This window comes from Streptomyces sp. CA-210063 (genome assembly GCF_024612015.1).
In the GTDB taxonomy this organism is placed as follows: domain Bacteria; phylum Actinomycetota; class Actinomycetes; order Streptomycetales; family Streptomycetaceae; genus Streptomyces.
In genome coordinates, this window is the sequence record NZ_CP102512.1 from 2,572,335 (window position 1) to 2,594,230 (window position 21,896).

A 21,896-nucleotide genomic window follows, 5' to 3' on the forward strand; every position below is an offset into this window, starting at 1 on the left:
TCAGACGCCGTCGTAGGAAGCCTCGGGTTCCTCGGCCCCCGCCTCCTGTACGTAGCGGAGGACGCCCCACATGCCGTGTTCGTCGGCGTGTGGGGCGTCGTCCTTGCACGCCTCCAACTCCTTGCTCAGGGCCGGGGCGTCGATACCGGCCCCGATGAGCACCAGCCGGCTGAGACGGTTCTCGTCACCGTCCGCCCAGGGCTCGGGAAAGAACCGCAGGAACCGCCCCACGGCATGCACGGCGTAACGGTTCCGGAGGTCGTACGGCCCGAAGTCGACGTACCCCTTGATGCGGTAGAGCCCTTCGGACCTGCCGTCGAGGAACTCCATGAGCCGCCGGGGGTTGAGCGGCACGTCGGAGACGAAGGCGACGCTGTCGTAGCCGGTGTGCAGATGCCCGACGTGATCGTCACCGTCCTCCCCGCCCCCGTCCCCGTTCCCGTCCTCGTCCTCGTCCTCATCGTGTCGATGAAGGTCGTCGAAGGAGAGCTGGCCGATGCGCTCCTCGGAGGGCCGGCAGTCGAAGAGGAACTCGGGATCGATACGCCCGTAGGTGGCGGGTACGACGGCCGCACCGTCACTGAGCGAGCGGACGAGCTCCAGGACGCGCTCTCCGTCCTCGGCGCGGTCGAGCTTGTTGACGACGACGAGGTCGGCGATGCCGAGATGCCGGTCGATCCCGGGATGTCGCTGCCTGGTCTCCAGGAACTCGGCCGCGTCGACGACCTCCACGAGCCCTCCGTACAGCACCCGGGGACTCTCGCTGGCGAGCACCATCCGCATGAGTTCCTGCGGCTCGGCGAGACCGCTCGCCTCGATGACGATGACATCGATCCCGGCGGACGGCTCGGCGAGCCGCTCCAGATAGACATCCAGCTCACTGGCGTCGACGGCACAGCACAGACACCCGTTGCCCAGCGACACGGTGGAATCGCCGAGCGCCCCGGCCACGGCCATCGCGTCGATCTCGATCGCCCCGAAGTCATTGACCACAGCACCGATACGGCTGCCGCCGCTGCGGTGGAGGAGGTGATTGAGCAGGGTCGTCTTGCCGGAACCGAGGAATCCGGCGAGGACGACGACCGGGATCTGCCGCGAGCCCAGCGGACTCGGGCTCGGATTCGACGACTGGCTCAACACACGCCCTCTCTCACACCGTTGTGTGCGCCGGCTCGCGGCCGGCCCACCGTACGAGGACGGCTCATGGACCGGCTCTCACCGGAACGCCGCAGCTCTCGTACGTCCTTTGAATGCCGCCCCAGGATACGAGTGGGGGCGAGCGCCCCGTGGAGTGAACGATTGTGAGCGGCGCCTGCGGGGCACACGTCTGGCATGGCGCCGGTTCGCGCGACCCGCGCATCCCTCCGTGCGCCTCCTCTCCGCCTCCCAGCCGACCAGCGCCGCTCGGACACTGGAGGCGGCAAGCGCCGCCCACCGCTCGCCGGTCCCCATCCCGTCGACCCGCATCCGACGACCGGCGGACGGCCGCCTGAACCGGGGGTTGACATGGCCACACAGAGAAGCGGAAGTCGAAGGCTGGGCGCCTGGGCAGCAGCGGGCATGGGGCTGGTAACAGGCGCCCTCACCACGCTGGCCACGCGTCGCCGGGAAGTCACCACGCTTCGTTCACGCATCGAACGTCTGGAGCGGGACGCGCAGAACCAGCACCAGGCCAATCTCGCCCATCAGCAGCGCCTGCACTGGGAACTGCTGAGCAAGGCCATGGACGACCCCGAACTCGCCGAGGTGCTGAACACCTATGACGAGGCCTTCTCCGTGAAGAAGCAGCGGCAGTTCCTCTTCGCCAACGCCCTTTACACCAACGCGCTCTGCTACCACCGCATGGGCAACATCAGCAGGGAGGAGTTCTTCGGATTCGTCCGAGGGATCCTGCAGAATGCCGTCTTTCGCGAGTACTGGTACGCCACCCGCCCTCATCGAGCAACACTGATCGACGCCTCCGAAGAGGCGGAACTCGGCCGTATGGTCGACGACCTGCTGCGCCAACTGGAGGAGGCGGACATCGACGAGTGGTGGGTCGTCGGTGAGCCTCCGACGGAGTAGAGCCATGCATGGCTGACGACATCGTTAAGCCCCGTCCACTCGCTCCACCTTCCCGAGTGGATCACGCCTCCGGGCGGTAACGAACTCATAAACTCGCCCGTTTCCCCTGATGCCAACAGGGTTGACTGCACGCGATCGCGTAAGGGTCACCCCCTCCGAACAGTCGCTCCATGCCGCCCGGTCGTCGAGGTAGCAGCCCCACAGGGCCGCATCGCGCCGCGCAGCCACAGCGCGCAGGCACTGAAGCCTTGAGACCAAGGGGAACTTGAACAGTGAGTCAGATCATCCGTCGGCTGGGGACTCCACCGAGCCTTCGCGGAAGCGTATCCGGACAGAATTGCCCGGATATCTTCGAATTGACCGACGGGGACTTCGCAGTCATCGGCACAGACGTCACGAGTACGTTGGAACCGCGGCTTCCCGCCGACGTAACCCTCGGCGAGAGCGGACGCATCGTGGTGGTCACGCGTGAGACTCTGATTCATGCCAAGGCCGATATTCCTCTGGCCTCAGCCGGCATCGAAACGCCCGGCGCGCCGCTCGGCACAGCCCTATCCGCGGTAGCCACGTCCCGGCCTGTGCCCACACCCGTGAACAGGGAAGGTCAACAACAGGTGAAAATCGTACGCCGTATCGGTGTGCCGCCTCAGCAACGAGGCAGCCTCACCGGAGGAACCTGCCCAGACATCTTCGAACTGAGCGACGGCAGTTTCGCCGTCATCGGCACTGAAGCCACGGACGCACTCGAAAACGAGTTGCCCTCCGACGCCGCCCGCGCGGACTACGAACGCATCGTGGTCATCAGCCGCGAGACACTGATCCGAGCCAAGGCAGACATCCCGCTCGCCTGACTCGACGGCGCTCAGGCTCCGATGTGAACCCGGGCTCGACACCACGCATGGTGTCGAGCCCTTTTCGTTCCGCACGCGAGCCGCCTTCACCCAGTGGACGGCCTCTACGCCACCGCGGGCACCGCCACCGGCGCCCCCGGCCCCACATACCGGGCCGCGGGACGGATGATCTTCGAGTCCTCCGCCTGTTCGACGATGTTGGCGCTCCAGCCGACGGTGCGGGCGGCCGCGAAGGTGGGGGTGAACATCTCGCGGGGCAGGCCGCAGAGTTCCATGACGACGCCCGCGTAGAACTCGACGTTGGTGTGCAGTGCGCGCCCGGGCTTCAGCTCGGCGAGGATCGACTCGACCTGGCGCTCCACCTCCACCGCGAAGGCGACCCGAGGCCCGCCGAACCGTTCCGCGATGCCGCGGAGCATGCGGGAGCGAGGGTCCTCGGTGCGGTAGACGGGGTGGCCGAAGCCCATGATGCGGTCGCCGGCGAGGACGCGTTCACGGATCCAGGGGTCGATGCGGTCGGGCGTGCCGATGGCATCGAGGGTGTCCAGCGCGCGGCTCGGAGCACCGCCGTGGAGAGGACCGGAGAGCGCGCCCACGGCACCCACGAGGCAGGCCGCCACGTCCGCGCCCGTCGACGCGATGACCCGCGCCGTGAAGGTTGATGCATTGAATCCGTGATCAATGGTTGAGATCAAGTATTGCTCGATCGCCCGCGACCGAAGGGGGTCCGGTTCCGAACCGGTCAACATGTAGAGGTAGTTGGCGGCATAGGGAAGGTCGTCCCGCGGCTCGATCGGGTCCAGCCCCCGCCCCAGTCGGTACAGCGCCGTGAGCAGGGTCGGTACGGCCGCCGACGCGGCCAGCGCGTCCGCGCGGCGCTCGTCCGCGCCGAGGTCGTACACGGGCCGGAAGCCCTTGGAGGCGCCGAACAGCGACAGGGCGGTGCGCAGGCCGGACAGCGGGCCGGAGTGGGCGCTCGCCGTCGCGATCGCGGGCAGTGCGACCCGTACGTCATCGGGCAGCCGGCGCAGGGGGCGGACCCGGTCGACGAACGCGCTCCGCTGCGACGCGTCCGGCAGTTCGCCGTGCACCATCAGATGCCAGACGTCCTCGAAGTCACGGGTCCGCGCGAGTTCGACGGCCGAGTACTGGCGGTAGTGGTAGAAGCCCTCCTGCCCCCTGACGTCACCCAATGAGGTGTCGGTGACGACGACGCCCGCGAGTCCTCGCGGCACGTCGACGTGGGTGGACGCGGCCCGATTGATGGACATGTCTCCTCCTTGCACTTGATTCGACTGTCCATGCTTGACTGGATCTCTGTCAATATTGATTGAATCAATGTCTTGTCTATATGGATACGGTGACGTCCATGAAGGAGCAAGGCGATCGAGAATCGACGGGCCCGGTGACTGCACACGCCCCCGCCCGCGCCGGCCGACGGCTCAGCACCAGAGAGACCGCCGAGGCGCTCGGTGTGAAGCCGGAGACCGTGTACGCGTACGTGAGCCGTGGCCAGCTCACCAGCCGACGGGACCCCAGCGGGCGCGGCAGCACCTTCGACGCCGAGGAGGTGGCGGCGCTTGCACGGCGCAACAGGCGGGAGAGCAGCGGGAGTCCGGCCGCGGCGGGCGAGCTCGCCGTCCGCACCCGGCTCACCCTCATCGAGCAGGACCGCTACTACTTCCGCGGGGTCGACGCGACCGAACTCGCCGCGCGCCACTCCTACGAAGAGGTCGCCGAGTGGCTGTGGACGGGCGAACTGCGGCCCGGCGTCACCTTCACCGCCCCGAAGGCGTCCGCCACGGCCGCCCGCCGCGCGGTCGACGCGCTGCCGGAGCACAGCGGCCCCCTCGACCGGCTGCGGGTGGCGGCGATCGCCGCCTCGGCGGCGGACCCGCTGCGCTTCGACCTCTCCGAGGGGGCCGTCCTCGGCACCGCGCGCACCCTCATCCCCACCCTCGTCGCCGCGCTCCCGCCGGTCTCGCGCTCCCACCGCGACTCCGGCCCGCTCGCCGACCGACTGTGGGCCCGGATCAGCGGCCGTACCCCCGACGGGGCGTCCCTGCACGTCCTGGACACGGCCCTCGGGCTGCTCGTAGACCACGACCTGGCCGCCTCCACACTCGCGGTCCGCGTCGCCGCGTCGGCCCGCGCCCACGCGTACGCGGCCGTCTCGGCCGGTCTCGGCGTCGTCGAAGGCCCGCTGCACGGCGCGGCCAGCGCACTCGCCCACCGGCTGCTCCTCGATGTGCTGGACCACGGCAGCGCGGCCCCTGTGATCGCGGAGGAACTGCGCGCCGGCCGCGGCATCCCCGGGCTCGGCCACCGCCTCTACACGGGCGTCGATCCACGCGCGCGTGCCCTGTTCGCACTCCTGGAGGGCGTCCCCCAGGCGGGGCCGGCCCTCGCGGCGGCCCGCGACATCGTGGCGACGTCCGCCCGCCACACGCCCCTGCACGCCAATGTCGACCTGGCCCTCGCGGTCCTCACCGTCTCCTTCGGCATGTCCTCCACCGCGGGCGAGACCGTCTTCGCCGTGGCCCGCACGGCGGGCTGGATCGCCCATGCCCTGGAGGAGTACGGGGAGCGTCCGCTACGGATGCGCCCGAGCGGCCAGTACGTGGGAGCGCAGCCGCCCCAACCGCTCCCGGAGTGAGCCGCGGGCGCACCCTCAGCCCGCTCCCCACAAGGCGCCGGGTCCTGAATGCGCCCCTTGTGGACCCTGTTTGCACCCCTTCGGCCCGGCCGGAATTCGCTCGCACGCAACTCAGGTTAGGCTCACCTCTGTGAGTACGTGCACATCCGCGTCCCGACACCTCGACGAGCCTCTCGCGGGGACCGCCGCCACGGCGAGGACATGGCTGCTGCTGGAACAGCCGGGCCCCTGGGGCGTCAAGGCGCTCACATCGAGCCACCTCGACCCCGCGCTCGGCCGCGCCCTCGAAGCCGCGGCGGAGGGCACCGGCGTACGCGTGGCGCTCATCCGGCGCCCCGGCCGCCACGCGGACTGCCGCGAGGTCCGTGAGCGCCGCGTGTACGTGGCCCACACCGTGCCCGGAAACGTCTGGCTGCACAGCGCCACGACGTCCGACCCCGAGCAGTTGCTCGGCCTCGACTTCGCCGCCCTCGGCAAGGGCGACCCTCACACCTTCGGGACGGTTCTGCGGGGCCGGACCCACACCGGCGCTCCCCTCGCGCTCGTCTGCACCAACGGCAAGCGGGACCGCTGCTGCGCCCTCCTCGGCCGCCCGCTCGCCGCCGAGCTGGCCGCCTCCGGGGTCGAGGGCACCTGGGAGGTCACCCATCTGGGTGGTCACCGCTTCTCGCCCACCCTGCTCGTCCTGCCGTTCGGCTACGTGTACGGCCGCGCCGAGGCCCATCACGTCAAGGAGGTCCTCCAGGGAGTGCGGGAAGGGCGTGTGGTCACCGAGGGGTGTCGTGGGGGCTCCGCCTGGGAGCGCCCCGGACAGGCGGCAGAACTGGCGGTGCGTACGGAGACGGGCGAGAACGCGGCCGGCGCGCTCACCGTCGTCCGCACGGACGGCACCGCGCCCCGCTGGGAGGTGACCGTCGCACACGTCGACGGCCGCCGCTGGACCATCGTCGTCACCCAGGGCGCCTCCCAGCCGCCCCGCCCGGAGAGCTGCGGCTCCGCGCTGGGGTCCCCGGCCAGGATGGACGTCGTGGCCGTACGAGAGCTCGCACCGGCCGCTCTGGCGGGCTAGCCGCCGCCTGGCGACCGTCGTCGGCGGCACCGGTCCCCGGCCATCCGAGGCTTCGTCGCGCAAACGCTTCGCACCTGAGATCCACGCCACACCCCACTACGACCGGCCCGCTCCCCCCACGTACCGTCATGGGTATGAGCCCCACTCCCCCCGCACGCCGCCTGCGTCTCGGTATGCCGCGGCGGGTGTTCTCGCAGGTCCTGCTGATGCAGGTGGCGATCGCCGCCGGTGTCGCCGTCCTCGCGACCGGGCTGTTCCTCGCGCCGCTCAGCGACCAGCTGGACGACCAGGCGATGCGCCGGGCTCTCGCGATAGCGCAGACGACGGCGGCACAGCCGCAGATCGCCGAGGACCTGCTGTCGTCGAAGCCGTCCGTGAACGGTCCCGTGCAGATCGAGGCCGAGCGGATCCGGAAGGCGAGCGGGGCCGAGTACGTCGTGGTGATGGACACGCACGGGGTGCGGTGGTCGCACACGGACCCGGCGGAGATCGGCGGCACGGTTTCCACGGACCCGCGCCGCGCCCTGGCCGGGAACGAGGTCATGGAGATCGACTCGGGCACCCTGGGGCGCTCCGCCCGGGGCAAGGTGCCGCTGCGCGCCGCCGACGGGAAGATCGTCGGGGCCGTCTCGGTCGGTATCGAGTACGACAGCGTGCGCGCCCGGCTGATCCACGCGATCCCCGGGCTCCTCGCGTACGCCGGCGGGGCCATGGCCGTCGGGGCGCTGGCCGCGTATCTGATCTCCCGGCGGGTCCACCGTCAGACCCGTGACCTGGCCTTCTCCGACATCGCAGGGCTGCTGGCGGAGCGCGAGGCGATGCTGCACGGCATCCGGGAGGGCGTGGTCGCGCTTGACCGCGCCGGCCGCGTACGCCTCCTGAACGACGAGGCGCAGCGGCTGCTGGGGATAGGCGACGAGGTGGTCGGCAGGTCGCTCGACGACGCGCTCGGCCCCGGCCGCACGACCGATGTGCTGGCCGGCCGGGTCACGGGCACCGATCTGCTGACCGTACGCGGTCAGCGCGTGCTGGTCACCAACCGCATGCCCACCGACGACGGGGGCGCCGTCGCCACCCTGCGCGACCGTACCGAACTGGAGCAGCTCGGCCGCGAACTCGACTCCACGCGCGGCCTGATAGACGCCCTGCGCGCCCAGGACCACGAGCACGCCAACCGGATGCACACGCTCCTGGGTCTGCTCGAACTGGAGATGTACGACGAGGCCGTGGACTTCGTCGGCGAGGTGGTCGGCGACGACCGGGCGACCGCCGAGCAGGTCACCGAGAAGATCCACGACCCGCTGCTCGCCGCGGTGCTGGTCGGCAAGGCGACCGTCGCGGCCGAGCGCGGCGTGGCCCTCTCGGTCGCGCGCGGCACGATGCTGCCGGACCGGCTGATCGACCCGCGTGGACTCGTCACCATCGTCGGCAACCTCGTCGACAACGCCCTGGACGCCGTCGCGGGCACACCGCACGCGCGCGTGGAGGTCGATCTGCGCGCCCAGGGACGTACCGCGATCCTCCGGGTGCGCGACACCGGCCCCGGAGTCCCGCCCGACAAGCGGGAGTTGATCTTCACGGACGGCTGGTCCACCAAGACGCCGCCGGCCCACCGCGAGCGCGGCATCGGGCTCTCGCTGGTACGCCGCCTCGCCGAACGGCAGGGCGGCAGCGCCCGGGTCACGGAGGCGGAGGGAGGCGGGGCGGAGTTCACCGTCGTACTGCCCGACGCACTCGCGGAGCCGGGGCTGGTGACGCAACCACCCCTGCCGACGCTTACCTCTACGGCACCCGACGACGGGCCGGCTCGACACGACGGGCCGACGGCCGGCAGTGACGGGCGGCCGGGCCCCGAGCAGGCGCCCGAAGCCGCCATCACAGCCGCCGAGAAGGAGTCGCGATGATCGAGGTCCTGATCGTGGACGACGACATCAGAGTCGCCCGCGTCAACGCCGCCTACGTGGAGAAGGTCGCCGGTTTCCACGTCGCCGGCGTGGCCCACAACGCGGCCGAGGCGCTTCAGCAACTGGAGGCGCTGCCCCATGTGGACCTGGTCCTCCTGGACCACTACCTGCCGGACGACACGGGCCTCGTGGTCGTCCAGGAGATGCGTCGCCGCGGCCACCAGACCGATGTGATCATGGTGACGGCGGCCCGCGACGTCTCGACCGTGCAGGCCGCGATGCGTCAGGGCGCGCTCCAGTACCTGGTCAAGCCGTTCGCGTTCGCCGGGCTGCGGGCCAAGCTGGAGGCGTACGCGGAGCTGCGGCGCACGCTGGACGGCGGCGGCGAGGCCGAACAGGCGGAGGTGGACCGGATCTTCGGCGCGCTCTCGGCGGGCGGCGAGCCGGACCTGCCCAAGGGCCACTCCCCCACCACCACCGAGCTCGTACGCCGTGCCCTGATGACCGCCGAGGGCGCGCTGTCCGCCCAGGAGATCGCCGAACGGACCGGCCTCAGCCGCCAGACCGCCCAGCGCTATCTGAAGCTCCTGGAGCGCACGGGACGGGCCCGGCTGACCCTCAAGTACGGCGACGCGGGCCGCCCGGAGCACCGCTACGAGTGGGCGACCCGCCCCTGAAGGCCCGGACGCGCCTCCGATACGCCCTCTTGAATCCTGTGCGCCCCTGAATGCGCCCCGGGCCGTCACACCGCCCCGGCGCCCGTCAGCGACCGCACCTCGGTCTCCGCGTACTTCGCCTCGTCCGGCGGCTCGGCCGAGGTGACCGAGCCGAGCCAGCCCGCGAGGAAGCCCAGGGGGATGGAGACGAGGCCCGGGTTCTGCAAGGGGAAGAACTGGAAGTCGACGCCGGGAAACAGCGAGTCGGCGCTCCCCGAGACCACCGGCGACAGCAGCACGAGGACCACGGAGGGGACCAGGCCGCCGTACACGGACCACACCGCGCCCCGGGTGGTGAAGTTCCGCCAGAACAGCGAGTACAGCAGCACGGGCAGGTTGGCGGAGGCGGCGACCGCGAAGGCCAGTCCCACGAGGAAGGCCACGTTCAGGTCCCGGGCGAGCAGCCCGAGCGCGATCGCGACCATGCCGATCCCGACCGCGGCGGTCCGCGCGACGGCCACCTCGCAGCGCGGCTTCGACCGCTTGCGCCGCAGCGACGCGTACAGGTCATGGGCGACGGAAGCCGACGACGCGAGGGTGATGCCGGCGACGACCGCGAGGATCGTGGCGAAGGCGATGGCGGCGACGATCGCGAACAGAACCGTTCCTCCTGTGGAGTCCGCGCCACCGCCCAGATCGAGGGCCAGCAGCGGCACCGCGGTGTTCCCGGCCGCGTTGGAGCCCCGTACGGCCTCGGGGCCGACGATCGCGGCCGCGCCGAAGCCCAGCACGATCGTCATCAGGTAGAAGCCGCCGATGAGGCCGATCGCCCAGACCACCGAGCGGCGTGCGGCCAGCGCGGTGGGCACCGTGTAGAAGCGCGACAGGATGTGCGGCAGCCCGGCCGTGCCCAGCACCAGGGCGAGTCCGAGGCTGATGAAGTCGAAGCGCGCGCTCCAGTCCCCGCCGTACTTCAGTCCGGGCGCGAGGAACGCGCCCCCGTGTCCACTGCGATCGGCCGCCGCCCGCAGCAACTGGTCGAAGTCGCCGTGGAACCGCACCAGTACGAGCACGGTCAGCGCGATCGCCCCGCCCATCAGCAGGACCGCCTTCACGATCTGAATCCAGGTGGTGGCCCGCATCCCTCCCAACGACACATAGACGACCATGAGCGCGCCGACGCCGATGACCGTCCAGGCCTGCGCCGCCTCGCCGTCGCCTCCCAGCAGCAGCGCGACGAGGGTGCCCGCTCCCACCATCTGCGCCACCAGATACAGAACGGACACGGTCACCGAGGAGGTTCCCGTCGCGATCCGCACCGGCCGCTCGCTCATGCGCGCCGCGACCACGTCGGCGAGCGTGAACCGCCCGCAGTTGCGCACCAGTTCGGCCACCAGGAACAGCACAACGAGCCAGGCCACCAGGAAACCCACCGAGTAGAGCAGCCCGTCGTACCCGAAGAGCGCGATGAGGCCGGAGATACCGAGGAAGGAAGCCGCGGACATGTAGTCGCCCGCGATGGCAAAACCATTCTCCATGGGCGAGAACAGCCGCCCGCCTGCGTAGAACTCCTCCGCCGAGCCACGCCGGTTGCGGCTCACCCACGTCGTGATCCCCAACGTGACCGCCACGAACCCGCTGAACAGCAGCAGCGCCGGCGTCTGATGGTCGCCGGTCACCGCTCGCACCCTCTGGCGCCGCGCGTCAACTCCTGGGTGTCCCAGCGCAGATCGAGCGCGGCCCGGTCCCGGCGCAGCCTCGCGTGCCGTGCGTACGCCCAGGTGAACAGGAACGTCGTGAGGAACTGCCCGAGTCCCGCCAGCATCGCCACGTTCACCGCGCCCGCCACCGGCCGTGCCATCAGCCCCGGTGCGGTGGTCGCCGTCACGACGTATCCCACATACCAGCTGAAGAAGAGGGCGACGCCGGGGATCACGAACCTGCGATACCGCCTGCGCACCTCCTGGAAGGCCGCGCTCCGCCGGACCTCCAGATAGACGTCCGCCGCGTCCCCGCCCCGGTTCTCCCGCTCATCGGCCACGACCGGGACCGGCCCGCCCGCCCCGTCCGACTCCCCCCAGCCGGACGCCAGCGCGTCGTACCAGGGATCGTCGAACCGCGTGTCCGCGCTGGCGGGGCCAGGCCCCTCGTGTCGCTCAACCGGGCTCTCAGAACCGCCCTCGCGTCGGCGAGGACGGCCGGTGCTTGACTGCATGCCCAAGCATGGTCAGAACGGAAAGACCCCCGACTCACCTCTTCACCATTCTTCACCCCATCAGGTGAAGAACCGGCCGGCCTCCCGCACCTGAGCGGCCCGACGGTGATGCACCCGCGTACGGCGAGAAGGGGGCGTGGCGTGCCCCCGACCCACAACAACCGAAGGCGCCCCGGCCCAGCCCAGCGCAGCGGCTACGCGTCGATGCGTGACCGGTCCAACGTGGCCGCCGAGCTGGAGATGAACTCCTTGCGCGGCGCGACGTCGTTCCCCATCAGGAGGTCGAACACCTGCTCAGCCGCCTCCAGGTCCGAGAGGTTGATCCGCCGCAGCGTGCGGTGCCTCGGATCCATCGTCGTCTCCGCCAGCTGGTCCGCGTCCATCTCGCCGAGACCCTTGTAGCGCTGGATGGAGTCCTTGTAGCGGACACCCTTGCTCTGGAACTCCAGCAGCTTGTCGCGCAGCTCACGGTCCGAGTACGTGTAGACGTACTTGTCCTGCCCCTTCTTGGGCTGGACCAGCTCGATCCGGTGCAGCGGCGGCACGGCGGCGAAAACACGTCCCGCCTCGACCATGGGCCGCATGTAGCGCTGCAAGAGCGTGAGCAGCAGACAGCGGATGTGGGAGCCGTCCACATCCGCGTCGGTCATCATGATGATCTTGCCGTACCGGGCCGCGTCGATATCGAACGTACGCCCGGATCCAGCCCCTATGACCTGGATGATCGCGCCGCACTCGGCGTTCTTGAGCATGTCCGTCACGGACGACTTCTGGACGTTGAGGATCTTGCCCCGGATCGGCAGCAGCGCCTGGAACTCGGAGTTCCGCGCGAGCTTCGCCGTGCCGAGCGCGGAGTCACCCTCGACGATGAACAGCTCGCTGCGCTCGACGTCGTCGCTGCGGCAGTCGGCGAGCTTGGCGGGCAGGGTCGAGGACTCCAGGGCCGTCTTGCGGCGCTGCGCGTCCTTGTGCTGACGTGCGGCGATACGCGTACGGGCGGCCGCGACGGCCTTCTCCATGACGACCCGCGCCTGAGCCGCGGCGTCCCGCTTCGTGGACGTCAGGAACGCCTTGAGCTCCTTGGAGATCACCTGCGCCACGATGCGCCGCGCCGCGGAGGTACCGAGGACCTCCTTGGTCTGACCCTCGAACTGCGGCTCGGCCAGACGCACGGTGACGACGGCGGTGAGGCCTTCGAGGGCGTCGTCCTTGACGATGTCGTCCTCGGCGACGCGCAGCATCTTCTTGGCGCGCAGCACCTCGTTCATGGTGCCCGCCACGGCCTGCTCGAAGCCCGCGACGTGGGTGCCGCCCTTGGGGGTGGCGATGATGTTCACGAACGACTTGAGGGTCGTGTCGTAGCCGGTGCCCCAGCGCATGGCGACGTCGACACCGAGCTCGCGGGTGACCTGGGTGGGCGTCATCTGGCCGTGCTCGTCCAGGACGGGCACGGTCTCCTTGAAGGTGCCCTGCCCGGAGAAGCGGAGGACGTCGCAGACGGGCTTGTCGGAAGCCAGGTACTCGCAGAACTCGCTGATGCCGCCGTCGAAGCGGAACGACTCCTCGCCCTTGCTGCCGCCCTCGCCGAGGCCGAACTCGTCACGGACGACGATCGTCAGGCCGGGCACGAGGAAGGCGGTCTGCCGGGCGCGCTGATGCAGATGCTCCAGCGAGAGCTTGGCGTCCTTGAGGAAGATCTGGCGGTCGGCCCAGTAGCGCACCCGCGTGCCGGTCCGCGTCTTGGGGACCCGCTTGCCCTTGCGCAGGCTGCCGGTCTCGAACTTGGCGTCCGGGCCGTCCCCCGCGAAGGCGCCGGGGACGCCACGCCGGAAGCTGATGGCGTGGGTGCTGCCGCTGCGGTCGACCTCGACGTCCAGGCGGGCGGAGAGCGCGTTCACCACGGAGGCACCCACGCCGTGCAGACCGCCGGAGGCCGCATACGAGCCGCCGCCGAACTTGCCGCCGGCGTGCAGCTTGGTCATGACGACCTCGACGCCGGACAGGCCGGTCTTGGGCTCGACGTCGACCGGGATGCCGCGGCCGTTGTCCCGCACCTCGACGGAGGCGTCGTCGTGGAGGATCACCTCGATGTGGTCGCAGTAGCCCCCGAGGGCCTCATCCACGGAGTTGTCGATGATCTCCCACAGGCAGTGCATCAGGCCTCGACTGTCGGTCGAGCCGATGTACATGCCAGGGCGCTTCCGCACGGCCTCGAGCCCCTCGAGGACGAGCAGGTGCCGCGCGGTGTAGTTGGAACCGTCCCGGTCTGCTCCGGTCAGCAGCGCTGTGGACGGCACGGACGTATCGGCGGTCACGCGGTTCGCTCCTCGCTGAATTTCAGGTGAGGCCCTTTTGGGTAAGGGGCCGGGCTCTGTTGCCGGTCCGAGGGTACCGAGGCCTGGTAGAGCCGTTGTACCGCTACCCTCGCCGGAAACTCAGAGTAGTCCAGGGTCGTATGCATGTTCGATCCCTCGATGGGGTGAAGTACATATCACGTTCCCTTCGAGGCATGAACCATTTAGGCTCCGGGCACGTCCTCATGAACAACCGGCAACCCAGCCGGGAGGACCGTACAACCGAAAGACCAACCACCAGAACCACCGAGCGACCACCCGACAGACAGCGCGAACCCGTACGACACGAAGACACGCACTACGGCTCATTCGCCGCCAACCGGCAGCAGACAGCCGGCCCGGAAAGATTTTTTCGAGTTAAAGCCGCGAGCGGGAACGTTTTCGGCCTGGTTGGATGTTGACCCTGGTACGACAGCTCGTCGAGCTAGAGAAGAGGCGACGTGACTACTGTTCTGACCCCCGCGACCCCGCTGACGGCCGCTGACCGATGCGACCGCTGCGGCGCCCAGGCCTACCTGCGCGTCGTCCTGCTGAGCGGTGGAGAGCTGCTGTTCTGCGCCCACCACGGCCGCAAGTTCGAGCCGGAGCTCAAGAAGATCGCCGCGGAGATACAGGACGAGACGGAGCGGCTCACGGCCGCCCCCGCGACCGCAGAAGAGGACGAGCGCTGACGCTTCGCACCTGACGACGAGCCGCCACCGGCTCAAGGCCGGTGATCGGGCGGCCACCCCCGCACACAGGGAGTGGCCGCCCGCTCTCGTACCGCACCCGACGTGACACCCGGCCGCATGGGCGCACGTCGCCTCAGCGGCTCCCCGCCAGCACCCCGGCCACGTACGAGCCCTTGGTATAGACGCCGGGGCTGCCGGCGAGCCCGCAGCCGCTGCCCCATGACACGAGCCCGATCAGCTTCCCCTGGGCGACCAGCGGCCCTCCGCTGTCCCCCTGGCAGGCGTCCCGGCCGCCGTTCTGCTCCCCGGCGCACACCATGGAGCCGGACAGGTATCTGCCTTCCGCACTGCCCGGATAGGCCCTCTCACAGACGGCGTCGGCCATCACCTTCACCGGCGCGGCCCGCAGAGTCTGCGCGTAGTCGCCGGCGCCGGTGGTGTCCCCCCAGCCGTAGACCGCGGCCGGCGTGCCCGGCACGTAGGCCGTGTCACCGGCCCCCGCCAACCCGATGACGGAGCTCTCGGGCAGCGGTGAGGCGAGGGTCACCACCGCGAAGTCGCCGGCGTTCGTATAGGCGTCGTACTCCGGGTTGACCCAGGTGCCGCTCACCGGGACCTCGATGCCCTCGGTCGACTGGAGCTCGGCGCGGCCTGTGATGACCTTCAGATCGGGGATCCGTTCCGGGGGCCCTCCCAGGACGTCTTCGCTGAGGCAGTGGGCGGCGGTCAGGACCGTCGAGCGGCCGACCACGACACCGCCGCAGAACTGCCCGGCCCGCGTACCCCCGAACCGGTCACGGCTGGACAGCGCCACCGTCCAGGGGGCCTGGGAGATCTCGACCGGAAGACCGCCGATGACGACCTCGGCCGTCGCCGGCGGCGGTGATACCAGCGGTATGACGGCCGTGGTGGCCGCGATGGCCAGCAGTCGGGCGAAGGATCGACGCATGCGCGCTCCTCACTCTGGGACTTGGATGGCACACCCAGAGTGATCTACCAGATCGGCTTCCGCATGCCGCGCACGCGCCGAAGGCCCGGCTCCCTTCGAGGGAACCGGGCCTTCACGACTGACGCGCGGGCGAAGCCGTGCTACTAGTCCAGGTAGTCGCGCAGGACCTGCGAGCGGGACGGGTGACGCAGCTTCGACATCGTCTTGGACTCGATCTGACGGATGCGCTCACGCGTGACGCCGTACACCTTGCCGATCTCGTCGAGGGTCTTCGGCTGACCGTCGGTGAGACCGAAGCGCATGGAGACGACGCCGGCCTCGCGCTCGGAGAGCGTGTCGAGGACGGAGTGCAGCTGTTCCTGCAGGAGCGTGAAGCTGACCGCGTCGGCCGGGACGACGGCCTCGGAGTCCTCGATGAGGTCACCGAACTCGCTGTCGCCGTCCTCGCCCAGGGGGGTGTGCAGCGAGATGGGCTCACGGCCGTACTTCTGGACCTCGATGACCTTCTCGGGGGTCATGTCGAGCTCCTTGGCCAGCTCCTCCGGCGTGGGCTCGCGGCCCAGGTCCTGGAGCATCTGGCGCTGGACACGCGCGAGCTTGTTGATGACCTCGACCATGTGCACCGGGATACGGATGGTGCGGGCCTGGTCGGCCATCGCGCGGGTGATCGCCTGACGGATCCACCAGGTGGCGTACGTGGAGAACTTGTAGCCCTTGGTGTAGTCGAACTTCTCGACCGCGCGGATCAGACCGAGGTTGCCCTCCTGGATGAGGTCCAGGAAGAGCATGCCGCGGCCGGTGTAGCGCTTGGCCAGGGAGACCACCAGACGGAGGTTGGCCTCCAGGAGGTGGTTCTTGGCGCGGCGGCCGTCCTCGGCGATGATCTCCAGCTCGCGCTTGAGCTTGGGGGCGAGCTTGTCGGCGTTGGCCAGCTTGTCCTCGGCGAACAGACCGGCCTCGATGCGCTTGGCGAGCTCGACCTCCTGCTCGGCGTTGAGCAGGGGGACCTTGCCGATCTGCTTGAGGTAGTCCTTGACCGGGTCTGCGGTGGCACCGGCGGCGGCGACCTGCTGGGCGGGCGCGTCGTCCTCGTCGTCGTCGGACAGCACGAAGCCGGCATTCTCGGTGCCCTCGGGCTCCTCGCCGGGCTTGCCGCCGGGGGTCTCCTCGAGAACCTCTTCGTCGACGAGCTCGGCGTCGTCCTTCTTGGCGGTGGTCTTCTTGGCCGCCGTCTTCTTGGCGGCGACGGTCTTCTTGGCGGGGGCCGCCTTCTTGGCGACCGCCTTCTTGGCGGCGGCCTTCTTGGCGGGTGCGGCGTCCTCGGCGGAGGCGTCGGCCGCGGGCACCGCGGGGGCGGCGGTGGCAGTGGCCTTCTTGGTGGTCACCGTCTTCGCCGCGACCGTCTTGGTGGCGGTGCGCTTGGCCGGACTCTTCGCTGCGACGCTCTTTCGGGTGCGCTTGGGCTCCGCGGCACTGACCATCAGCGTCACACCCTCTTCCTCGAGGATCTGGTTGAGGCTGCGCAGTACGTTCTTCCACTGAGTGGCCGGAATCTGGTCAGCTTCGAAGGCCCGACGCACATCGTCGCCGGCGATCTGCCCCTCAGCCTTTCCCCGCTCAATCAGCGCCATGACAGAGACGGACTCGGCGATCTCCGGCGGGAGCGTACGGGATGTGCTGGCCGACACGAACAACCTCTCGGAACGTTGGAAAACGGCTTCCGGCCCCGTCCACTGTGGACAGGAGCCGACCACCGGCTTGGGAATGGGCCGACGGTGCGGGCGGGGGCCGGGAAGATGCACAGCGCCGTGAACGGCGTCCGTATTCCCTCCGCGGCTGTCACCTCTTAGGTCATCGCGCTGTTCCCACGAGCGTTACGCCCAATCTGCGTGGCCCGAGTCACACCCCGTAAGCACTCAAAAGCGGTCAGATGCTGCCAGAGGTAATCGATCAAGGCCACAACTGGTACTGCTTAGGGCGGGTACCCGGACGATTCCCGAACGAACTCCTCAATGCGGATCACCGTCCTCACCGAGATTCGCCGTTCTCTCCGGGGTCTCCTGTCGCGTGGGAGTCACCGCTCTCGCCGAGTCCCACCGACTCCAGCGAGACGGGTCACACCGCCGAGGCGAATCGCACCGCCGAGACGAATCGCACCGCCGAAACGGATCACATCGGCGAGACGGACCGGCCCTTCAAACCGGGCCGGTCCCGCCGCACCCCGGACGGCGCCCGCCGTCCGTCGTGCCGCCGGACCCCGCCGAATCCCGGGAGGATCCGATGGGGTCCGGCGGCACGGGTTCGCCGGCCGAGCGATACCGCGGCGGGACTCGCATCCCGGCCGCGCCGCCCTTGTCTCGCTACTCAGCGCTCTCAGTGCTCGCGCGGCGCGGGCACCACGCGCTCCACCTCGGGGTGGACGGTGAGCAGCTGACGCATGGCCGCCTCGGCCGCCCCTCCGTCGCCCGCGGCGAGGGCTTCGACGATCCGGGCGTGGTGCACCAGGGTCGACTCGCCCGGCCGGTCACACCCGGTGGCCGGGCTGCCGGAGACCTGCAAGGCCGCCGAGACGATCCCGGAGAGGTGCTCCAGCATGCGGTTGCCCGCGAGCTGGATAAGCAGTGAGTGGAACTCGGCGTCCGCACGCGAGAAGGTCAGCGGGTCGCCCTGTGCCATGGCGTGACCCATGAGCTCGACCATGTCGCCGAGGCGCTGCTGTACGTCGTCACGGCCGTGCCCGGCGGCGAGGCGGGCGGCGAGCGGCTCGATCGTCCAGCGCAGCTCGCTGAGCTCTCGCCGCTGGTTGTCGCGCTGCGGGCCGAAGGCCCGCCATTCGATGATGTCCGGGTCGAGCAGGTTCCAGTCGCTGACCGGCCGTACGCGCGTGCCGACGTTGGGACGGGCGCTGACCAGGCCCTTCGCCTCCAGGACACGCAGGGATTCGCGGACGACGGTCCGGGAGACCTCGAACCGTTGGCCGATCTCCTCGGGTACGAGGGGGCGGTCCGCGCCCAGGTCGCCGGAGACGATCATCTGGCCGAGCTGCTGGACGAGTTGGCCGTGCAGCCCGCGTCCGCGGCTCCCGGCTGCGCGGCGGCCGACGCGCCCCAGCTCGGGGTCCGCGCCGTCCCAGGCGGGGAGGCCGACGCGGTCGACACCCGGGGACTCTGCGTACGGGTAGCGGTCGAGTTCGCCCGGTCCTGCGAGGCCGGATTCGGCGGAGCGGGCGGCGGTCATCATGGTGTGCGCAAGGGTACTCACGCATCCTTTGTCGGCTGCGTTCCCAACTCCCTTGAGGTCTTTGGTGAAAAGCACACGAAAGGGTGATCGCTCACCCCATCGCAATTGACGCCTTATCGGAAAGAAATGGGCGTTCTACGAGGAGTTGCGCGCATTGCGCCAACGGGGGAGCACGGACGGTGAGCACGAAAGGATGACGACGATCATCAGCGGACCCTGCCACGCAGATTCGTGAGCACATAGGCGCCCAGCAGCGCGGTCAGCGACAACAGCAGTGCCCCGCCCACGGGTTGGGCGATCGCCCGTGCCACGGCCTCCAGATAGCGTTCTCCGCCAAACGGCCACTGCACCAGCACGAGCTCACGCAGCCGCACCGGGAACCCGGCCGCATTCCGCACGGCCGGCCCCTCCAGCACCTTCTGCACCGCGGGTACGACGAGGAGGGGCACGGCGACCACGGCCGCGAGCCCCGCGGACGTGGACCGGAAGACCCCCGCCGCCAGCACTCCCGCCCACGCGCACCCCACGACGAGACCGACCCAACTCGCGCCGAGCGAGAGCCAGTCGGCGGGAACCGAGGTGAGCTCCGAGCCGTAGACGAGATAGAGCACTTCGAGGTCGCAGCCGACGGTGAGGAAGGCCAGGAGCAGCGCTGTGACCGCCGCGACGAGGAGTTTCGCGAGAAGCAGTCCCAGCCGACGGGGGACAGTGCCGCGGTCCGCGGCCAGGGCGGGGTGGCGGAACTCGTCACCGAAGGCGATCGCACCGAGCAGCCCCGCGCCGATGGCGGCGGGTGGCAGCGGAAGTTCCCGCGGCCAGGCGGCCAGCAGCCGCGGCTGCGGGGTGTGCCCGATCGTGGCCAGGACGACGGCCATGAGGGCGGAGGTGACGAGTACGGCTGCGGCGGTGACGTACGCCGTCCCGACTCCGCCCGCCCGACGCAGCTCGTACCGCAGCGGACGCAACGGGCTCGGTGCCGGGCGGACGGTGATGGGCGGCGGAAGCGCGGGCAGCGGACCCTCATCGGACGCCCGTGCCGCGCGCGGTACGGCGTGAGCAGGGGCCGCCGGGTCGGCGTGGTCCGCCGGGCGAGCGCGGACCTCGGTGTCGACGTGGGCCGCCGGGCGAGCGCGGACCTCGGTGTCGACGTGAAGGTCGGGGTGGGCGTGGAGCTCGGGGTGGGCGTGGAGCTCGGAGGCGGGGTGGAGCTCGGAGGCGGGGTGAGGCGCGGGGTCGGCATGAAGCCCGGGTTCGGCATCAACCCCGGGGTCGGTGTGAAGCCCGGGGCCGACGCGGAACTCGGGGTCGGCCTCAGACCCGGTGTTGACCTCCGGTGCGTCGTCAGCGGGTGTCCGTGGTCCGGCAACGGCCGCCGGAGGCGTGTCAGCGGGCGCCTGATGCCTCTCGACCGGCTCCTGAGCCGCCTGGGCCGAGCCATGAGCGCTCTCGGCCGATGCCGGGGCATCGTCGGCGGGCGACGGCATCAGCGACGGCGTGGGTCCCATGTCTCCGATCTCGTCCGCCAGTTGGTGTACGAGGATGCCGTGCCGGAACGCGGTCTCGCCGATCTCGGCGCACGTACTGCCGTACACCGACAGCCGGTTGCCCCCCTCTCGGACGATCTCCACGGAACGCCGTGCGGTCCGGGCCTCCTTCGTGAGCAGCGCCCCGAGCCGGGCGGCGTGCGGGGTGCGGATGGCGACCCGGGGCCGGAGCCGGGTGCGGGAGAAGTCGGCGACCTCCTGGTCGGCGACGAGCCTGCCCTGTTCGAGGGTGAGGACCCGGTCGGCGGTCCGCGCGGCCTCCTTGGCGTCGTCGGTGGTGAACAGGACCGTGCCGCCCTGGTGGGCGTGCGCACGCATGACCCCGTGCAGCCACCGGCCCTCGCGGACGGACAGCCCGTCGGCGGGCTCGTCCAGGACGAGGGTGTGCGGGTCGGCCAGCAGGGCGCAGGCGAGGCCGAGGCGGCGGTCCATGCCCCGCGAGAGGGTGTTCAGCCGTGCCTCGCGCAGGCTGACCAGGCCCACGACCTCCAGGACTTCGTCGGCGCGCCGGGCGGGGAGCCCCGCGGCCGCGCACAGCATGCGCAGATGACCGCGGACCGTGCGGGCCGGGTGGCCGGGCACGTCGCCGAGGAGTACCCCCACTTCTCGCGTGGGGTGGGCGATGCGGTGCAGGGGGCGGCCTCTGAAGTAGGTGATGCCGCGGCCGTGTTGGAGTTCGAGCATGAGCTTCAGCACTGTCGACTTGCCCGCTCCCGGATTGCCGAGGAGCGCGGTGACGCGGCCCGAGTGCGCCTCGAAGGACACGTCGTCGACGGCGGGCGGAAGCTCCTTGCGGGGATTGCTGGTCAATCCGATGGCCTGGATCACCTGAAGCAAGATAGCGTGGTATGTCCGTTTTTTCGGGCACCTTGAGGCATCGAAGATGCCGCGCGGGCCCCGGCTTCGCGGTGTCAGACCTCTGGGCGCAGCATCGGCGGGTTGAGGAGGGTGGCGCCGCCGGCGCGGAACAACTGGGCAGGACGGCCGCCCTGCCGTGTGGTGGTGCCGCCGGTGGGCACCAGGAAGCCGGGTGTACCCGTCACCTTGCGATGGAAGTTGCGCGGATCCAGCGCCACGCCCCACACCGCTTCGTAGACGCGCCGCAGCTCGCCGACGGTGAACTCCGGCGGGCAGAAGGCCGTGGCCAGCGAGGAGTACTCGATCTTGGAGCGGGCGCGCTCCACCCCGTCCGCGAGGATCTGCGCGTGGTCGAAGGCCAGCGGCGCCACCGGTTCGCCGTCGCGCCCGTAACCGCCCTGCTCCAGCAACTCCTCGACGGGCGCCCAGCGTGCACTGTTGGCATCGCCGCCCGGACGGGGTGCGGGCAGGTCGGGGGCGAGGGCGAGGTGGGCGACGCTGACGACCCTCATCCGCGGGTCGCGCTTGGGGTCGCCGTAGGTCGCCAACTGCTCCAGGTGCGCTCCGTTGTCCTGCGCGGGCTCGGACGGTTCGTGGGCGGTCAGCCCGGTCTCCTCGGCCAGCTCCCTCGCCGCGGCCTGCGACAGGTCCTCGTCCGGCCGCACGAAGCCGCCGGGCAGCGCCCACCGCCCCTGGAACGGCTGCTCGCCCCGCCGCACCGTCAGCGCGCAGAGCGCATGACGACGGACGGTCAGCACGACCAGGTCCACGGTGACAGCGAAGGGCGGGTAGTCCGACGGGTCGTAGGGCATGCCGCGATCATAGTCGTCTGCCTGACGATAAACACTCCCTTCGCCGGTCGCTT

At 70.3% G+C, this 21,896-nt stretch carries 17 protein-coding genes; 7 read left to right on the plus strand and 10 right to left on the minus strand.

Features of this window, described 5'->3' with window-relative positions:
• Positions 1-1,137, minus strand: a complete 1,137-nt coding sequence (locus tag JIX56_RS11125) for a CobW family GTP-binding protein (protein ID WP_257539743.1) — start codon at positions 1,135-1,137, stop codon at positions 1-3.
• A gap of 423 nt (positions 1,138-1,560) precedes the next feature.
• Between JIX56_RS11125 and JIX56_RS11130 the strand changes: the two genes are divergently transcribed.
• Positions 1,561-2,064 (plus strand): DUF6082 family protein, encoded by a 504-nt coding sequence (locus tag JIX56_RS11130; protein WP_306819842.1) that lies wholly within the window; start codon positions 1,561-1,563, stop codon positions 2,062-2,064.
• A 614-nt stretch (positions 2,065-2,678) separates the two neighbouring features.
• Complete coding sequence (locus JIX56_RS11140; protein ID WP_257550812.1) at positions 2,679-2,915, plus strand: hypothetical protein; 237 nt, start codon at positions 2,679-2,681, stop codon at positions 2,913-2,915.
• Between the two features lie 104 nt (positions 2,916-3,019).
• On the opposite strand, the gene JIX56_RS11145 is transcribed toward JIX56_RS11140, so the two are convergent.
• On the minus strand, positions 3,020-4,186 hold the full coding sequence (locus JIX56_RS11145; protein WP_257539747.1) for a citrate synthase/methylcitrate synthase: 1,167 nt from the start codon (positions 4,184-4,186) through the stop codon (positions 3,020-3,022).
• Between the two features lie 98 nt (positions 4,187-4,284).
• Between JIX56_RS11145 and JIX56_RS11150 the strand changes: the two genes are divergently transcribed.
• From JIX56_RS11150 to JIX56_RS11165, 4 genes are all read left to right on the plus strand, one after another.
• Positions 4,285-5,571 carry a citrate synthase gene (locus tag JIX56_RS11150; RefSeq protein WP_257539749.1) on the plus strand — a complete coding sequence of 429 codons (1,287 nt, stop codon included), beginning with the start codon at positions 4,285-4,287 and terminating at the stop codon, positions 5,569-5,571.
• Between the two features lie 130 nt (positions 5,572-5,701).
• Entirely contained in the window at positions 5,702-6,640 is a 939-nt protein-coding gene (locus JIX56_RS11155) for a sucrase ferredoxin (protein ID WP_257539751.1), read from the plus strand.
• 134 nt (positions 6,641-6,774) lie between these two features.
• The gene (locus JIX56_RS11160) at positions 6,775-8,544 is read left to right on the plus strand and encodes an ATP-binding protein (RefSeq protein WP_257539752.1); all 1,770 of its coding nucleotides are present in this window, start codon (positions 6,775-6,777) and stop codon (positions 8,542-8,544) included.
• Positions 8,541-9,221 carry a response regulator gene (locus tag JIX56_RS11165; RefSeq protein WP_257539754.1) on the plus strand — a complete coding sequence of 227 codons (681 nt, stop codon included), beginning with the start codon at positions 8,541-8,543 and terminating at the stop codon, positions 9,219-9,221. The genes JIX56_RS11160 and JIX56_RS11165 overlap by 4 nt, the downstream gene beginning before the upstream one ends.
• 65 nt (positions 9,222-9,286) lie before the next feature.
• Here JIX56_RS11165 and JIX56_RS11170 read toward each other — a convergent pair whose 3' ends face one another.
• From JIX56_RS11170 to JIX56_RS11180, 3 genes are all read right to left on the minus strand, one after another.
• The gene (locus JIX56_RS11170) at positions 9,287-10,879 is read right to left on the minus strand and encodes a solute symporter family protein (protein ID WP_257539756.1); all 1,593 of its coding nucleotides are present in this window, start codon (positions 10,877-10,879) and stop codon (positions 9,287-9,289) included.
• Complete coding sequence (locus JIX56_RS11175; protein WP_257539758.1) at positions 10,876-11,415, minus strand: DUF485 domain-containing protein; 540 nt, start codon at positions 11,413-11,415, stop codon at positions 10,876-10,878. The genes JIX56_RS11170 and JIX56_RS11175 overlap by 4 nt, the downstream gene beginning before the upstream one ends.
• 194 nt (positions 11,416-11,609) lie before the next feature.
• Positions 11,610-13,730, minus strand: a complete 2,121-nt coding sequence (locus JIX56_RS11180) for a DNA gyrase/topoisomerase IV subunit B (RefSeq protein WP_257539760.1) — start codon at positions 13,728-13,730, stop codon at positions 11,610-11,612.
• Positions 13,731-14,209: 479 nt separating this feature from the next.
• Here JIX56_RS11180 and JIX56_RS11185 point away from each other — a divergent pair, with 479 nt between their 5' ends.
• Complete coding sequence (locus JIX56_RS11185) at positions 14,210-14,440, plus strand: DUF7455 domain-containing protein (RefSeq protein ID WP_013000244.1); 231 nt, start codon at positions 14,210-14,212, stop codon at positions 14,438-14,440.
• Between the two features lie 133 nt (positions 14,441-14,573).
• On the opposite strand, the gene JIX56_RS11190 is transcribed toward JIX56_RS11185, so the two are convergent.
• The 5 genes from JIX56_RS11190 to JIX56_RS11210 form a co-directional block, all read right to left on the minus strand.
• The gene (locus JIX56_RS11190) at positions 14,574-15,389 is read right to left on the minus strand and encodes a S1 family peptidase (protein ID WP_257539761.1); all 816 of its coding nucleotides are present in this window, start codon (positions 15,387-15,389) and stop codon (positions 14,574-14,576) included.
• Between the two features lie 143 nt (positions 15,390-15,532).
• Positions 15,533-17,077, minus strand: a complete 1,545-nt coding sequence (locus tag JIX56_RS11195; RefSeq protein ID WP_257539763.1) for an RNA polymerase sigma factor — start codon at positions 17,075-17,077, stop codon at positions 15,533-15,535.
• Between the two features lie 685 nt (positions 17,078-17,762).
• Entirely contained in the window at positions 17,763-18,650 is an 888-nt protein-coding gene (locus JIX56_RS11200; protein WP_257539764.1) for a FadR/GntR family transcriptional regulator, read from the minus strand.
• A 185-nt stretch (positions 18,651-18,835) separates the two neighbouring features.
• Positions 18,836-21,001 (minus strand): ABC transporter ATP-binding protein, encoded by a 2,166-nt coding sequence (locus tag JIX56_RS11205; protein ID WP_257539766.1) that lies wholly within the window; start codon positions 20,999-21,001, stop codon positions 18,836-18,838.
• 83 nt (positions 21,002-21,084) lie between these two features.
• Positions 21,085-21,843 (minus strand): NUDIX hydrolase, encoded by a 759-nt coding sequence (locus JIX56_RS11210; RefSeq protein WP_005481548.1) that lies wholly within the window; start codon positions 21,841-21,843, stop codon positions 21,085-21,087.
• Positions 21,844-21,896 lie beyond the last annotated feature (53 nt).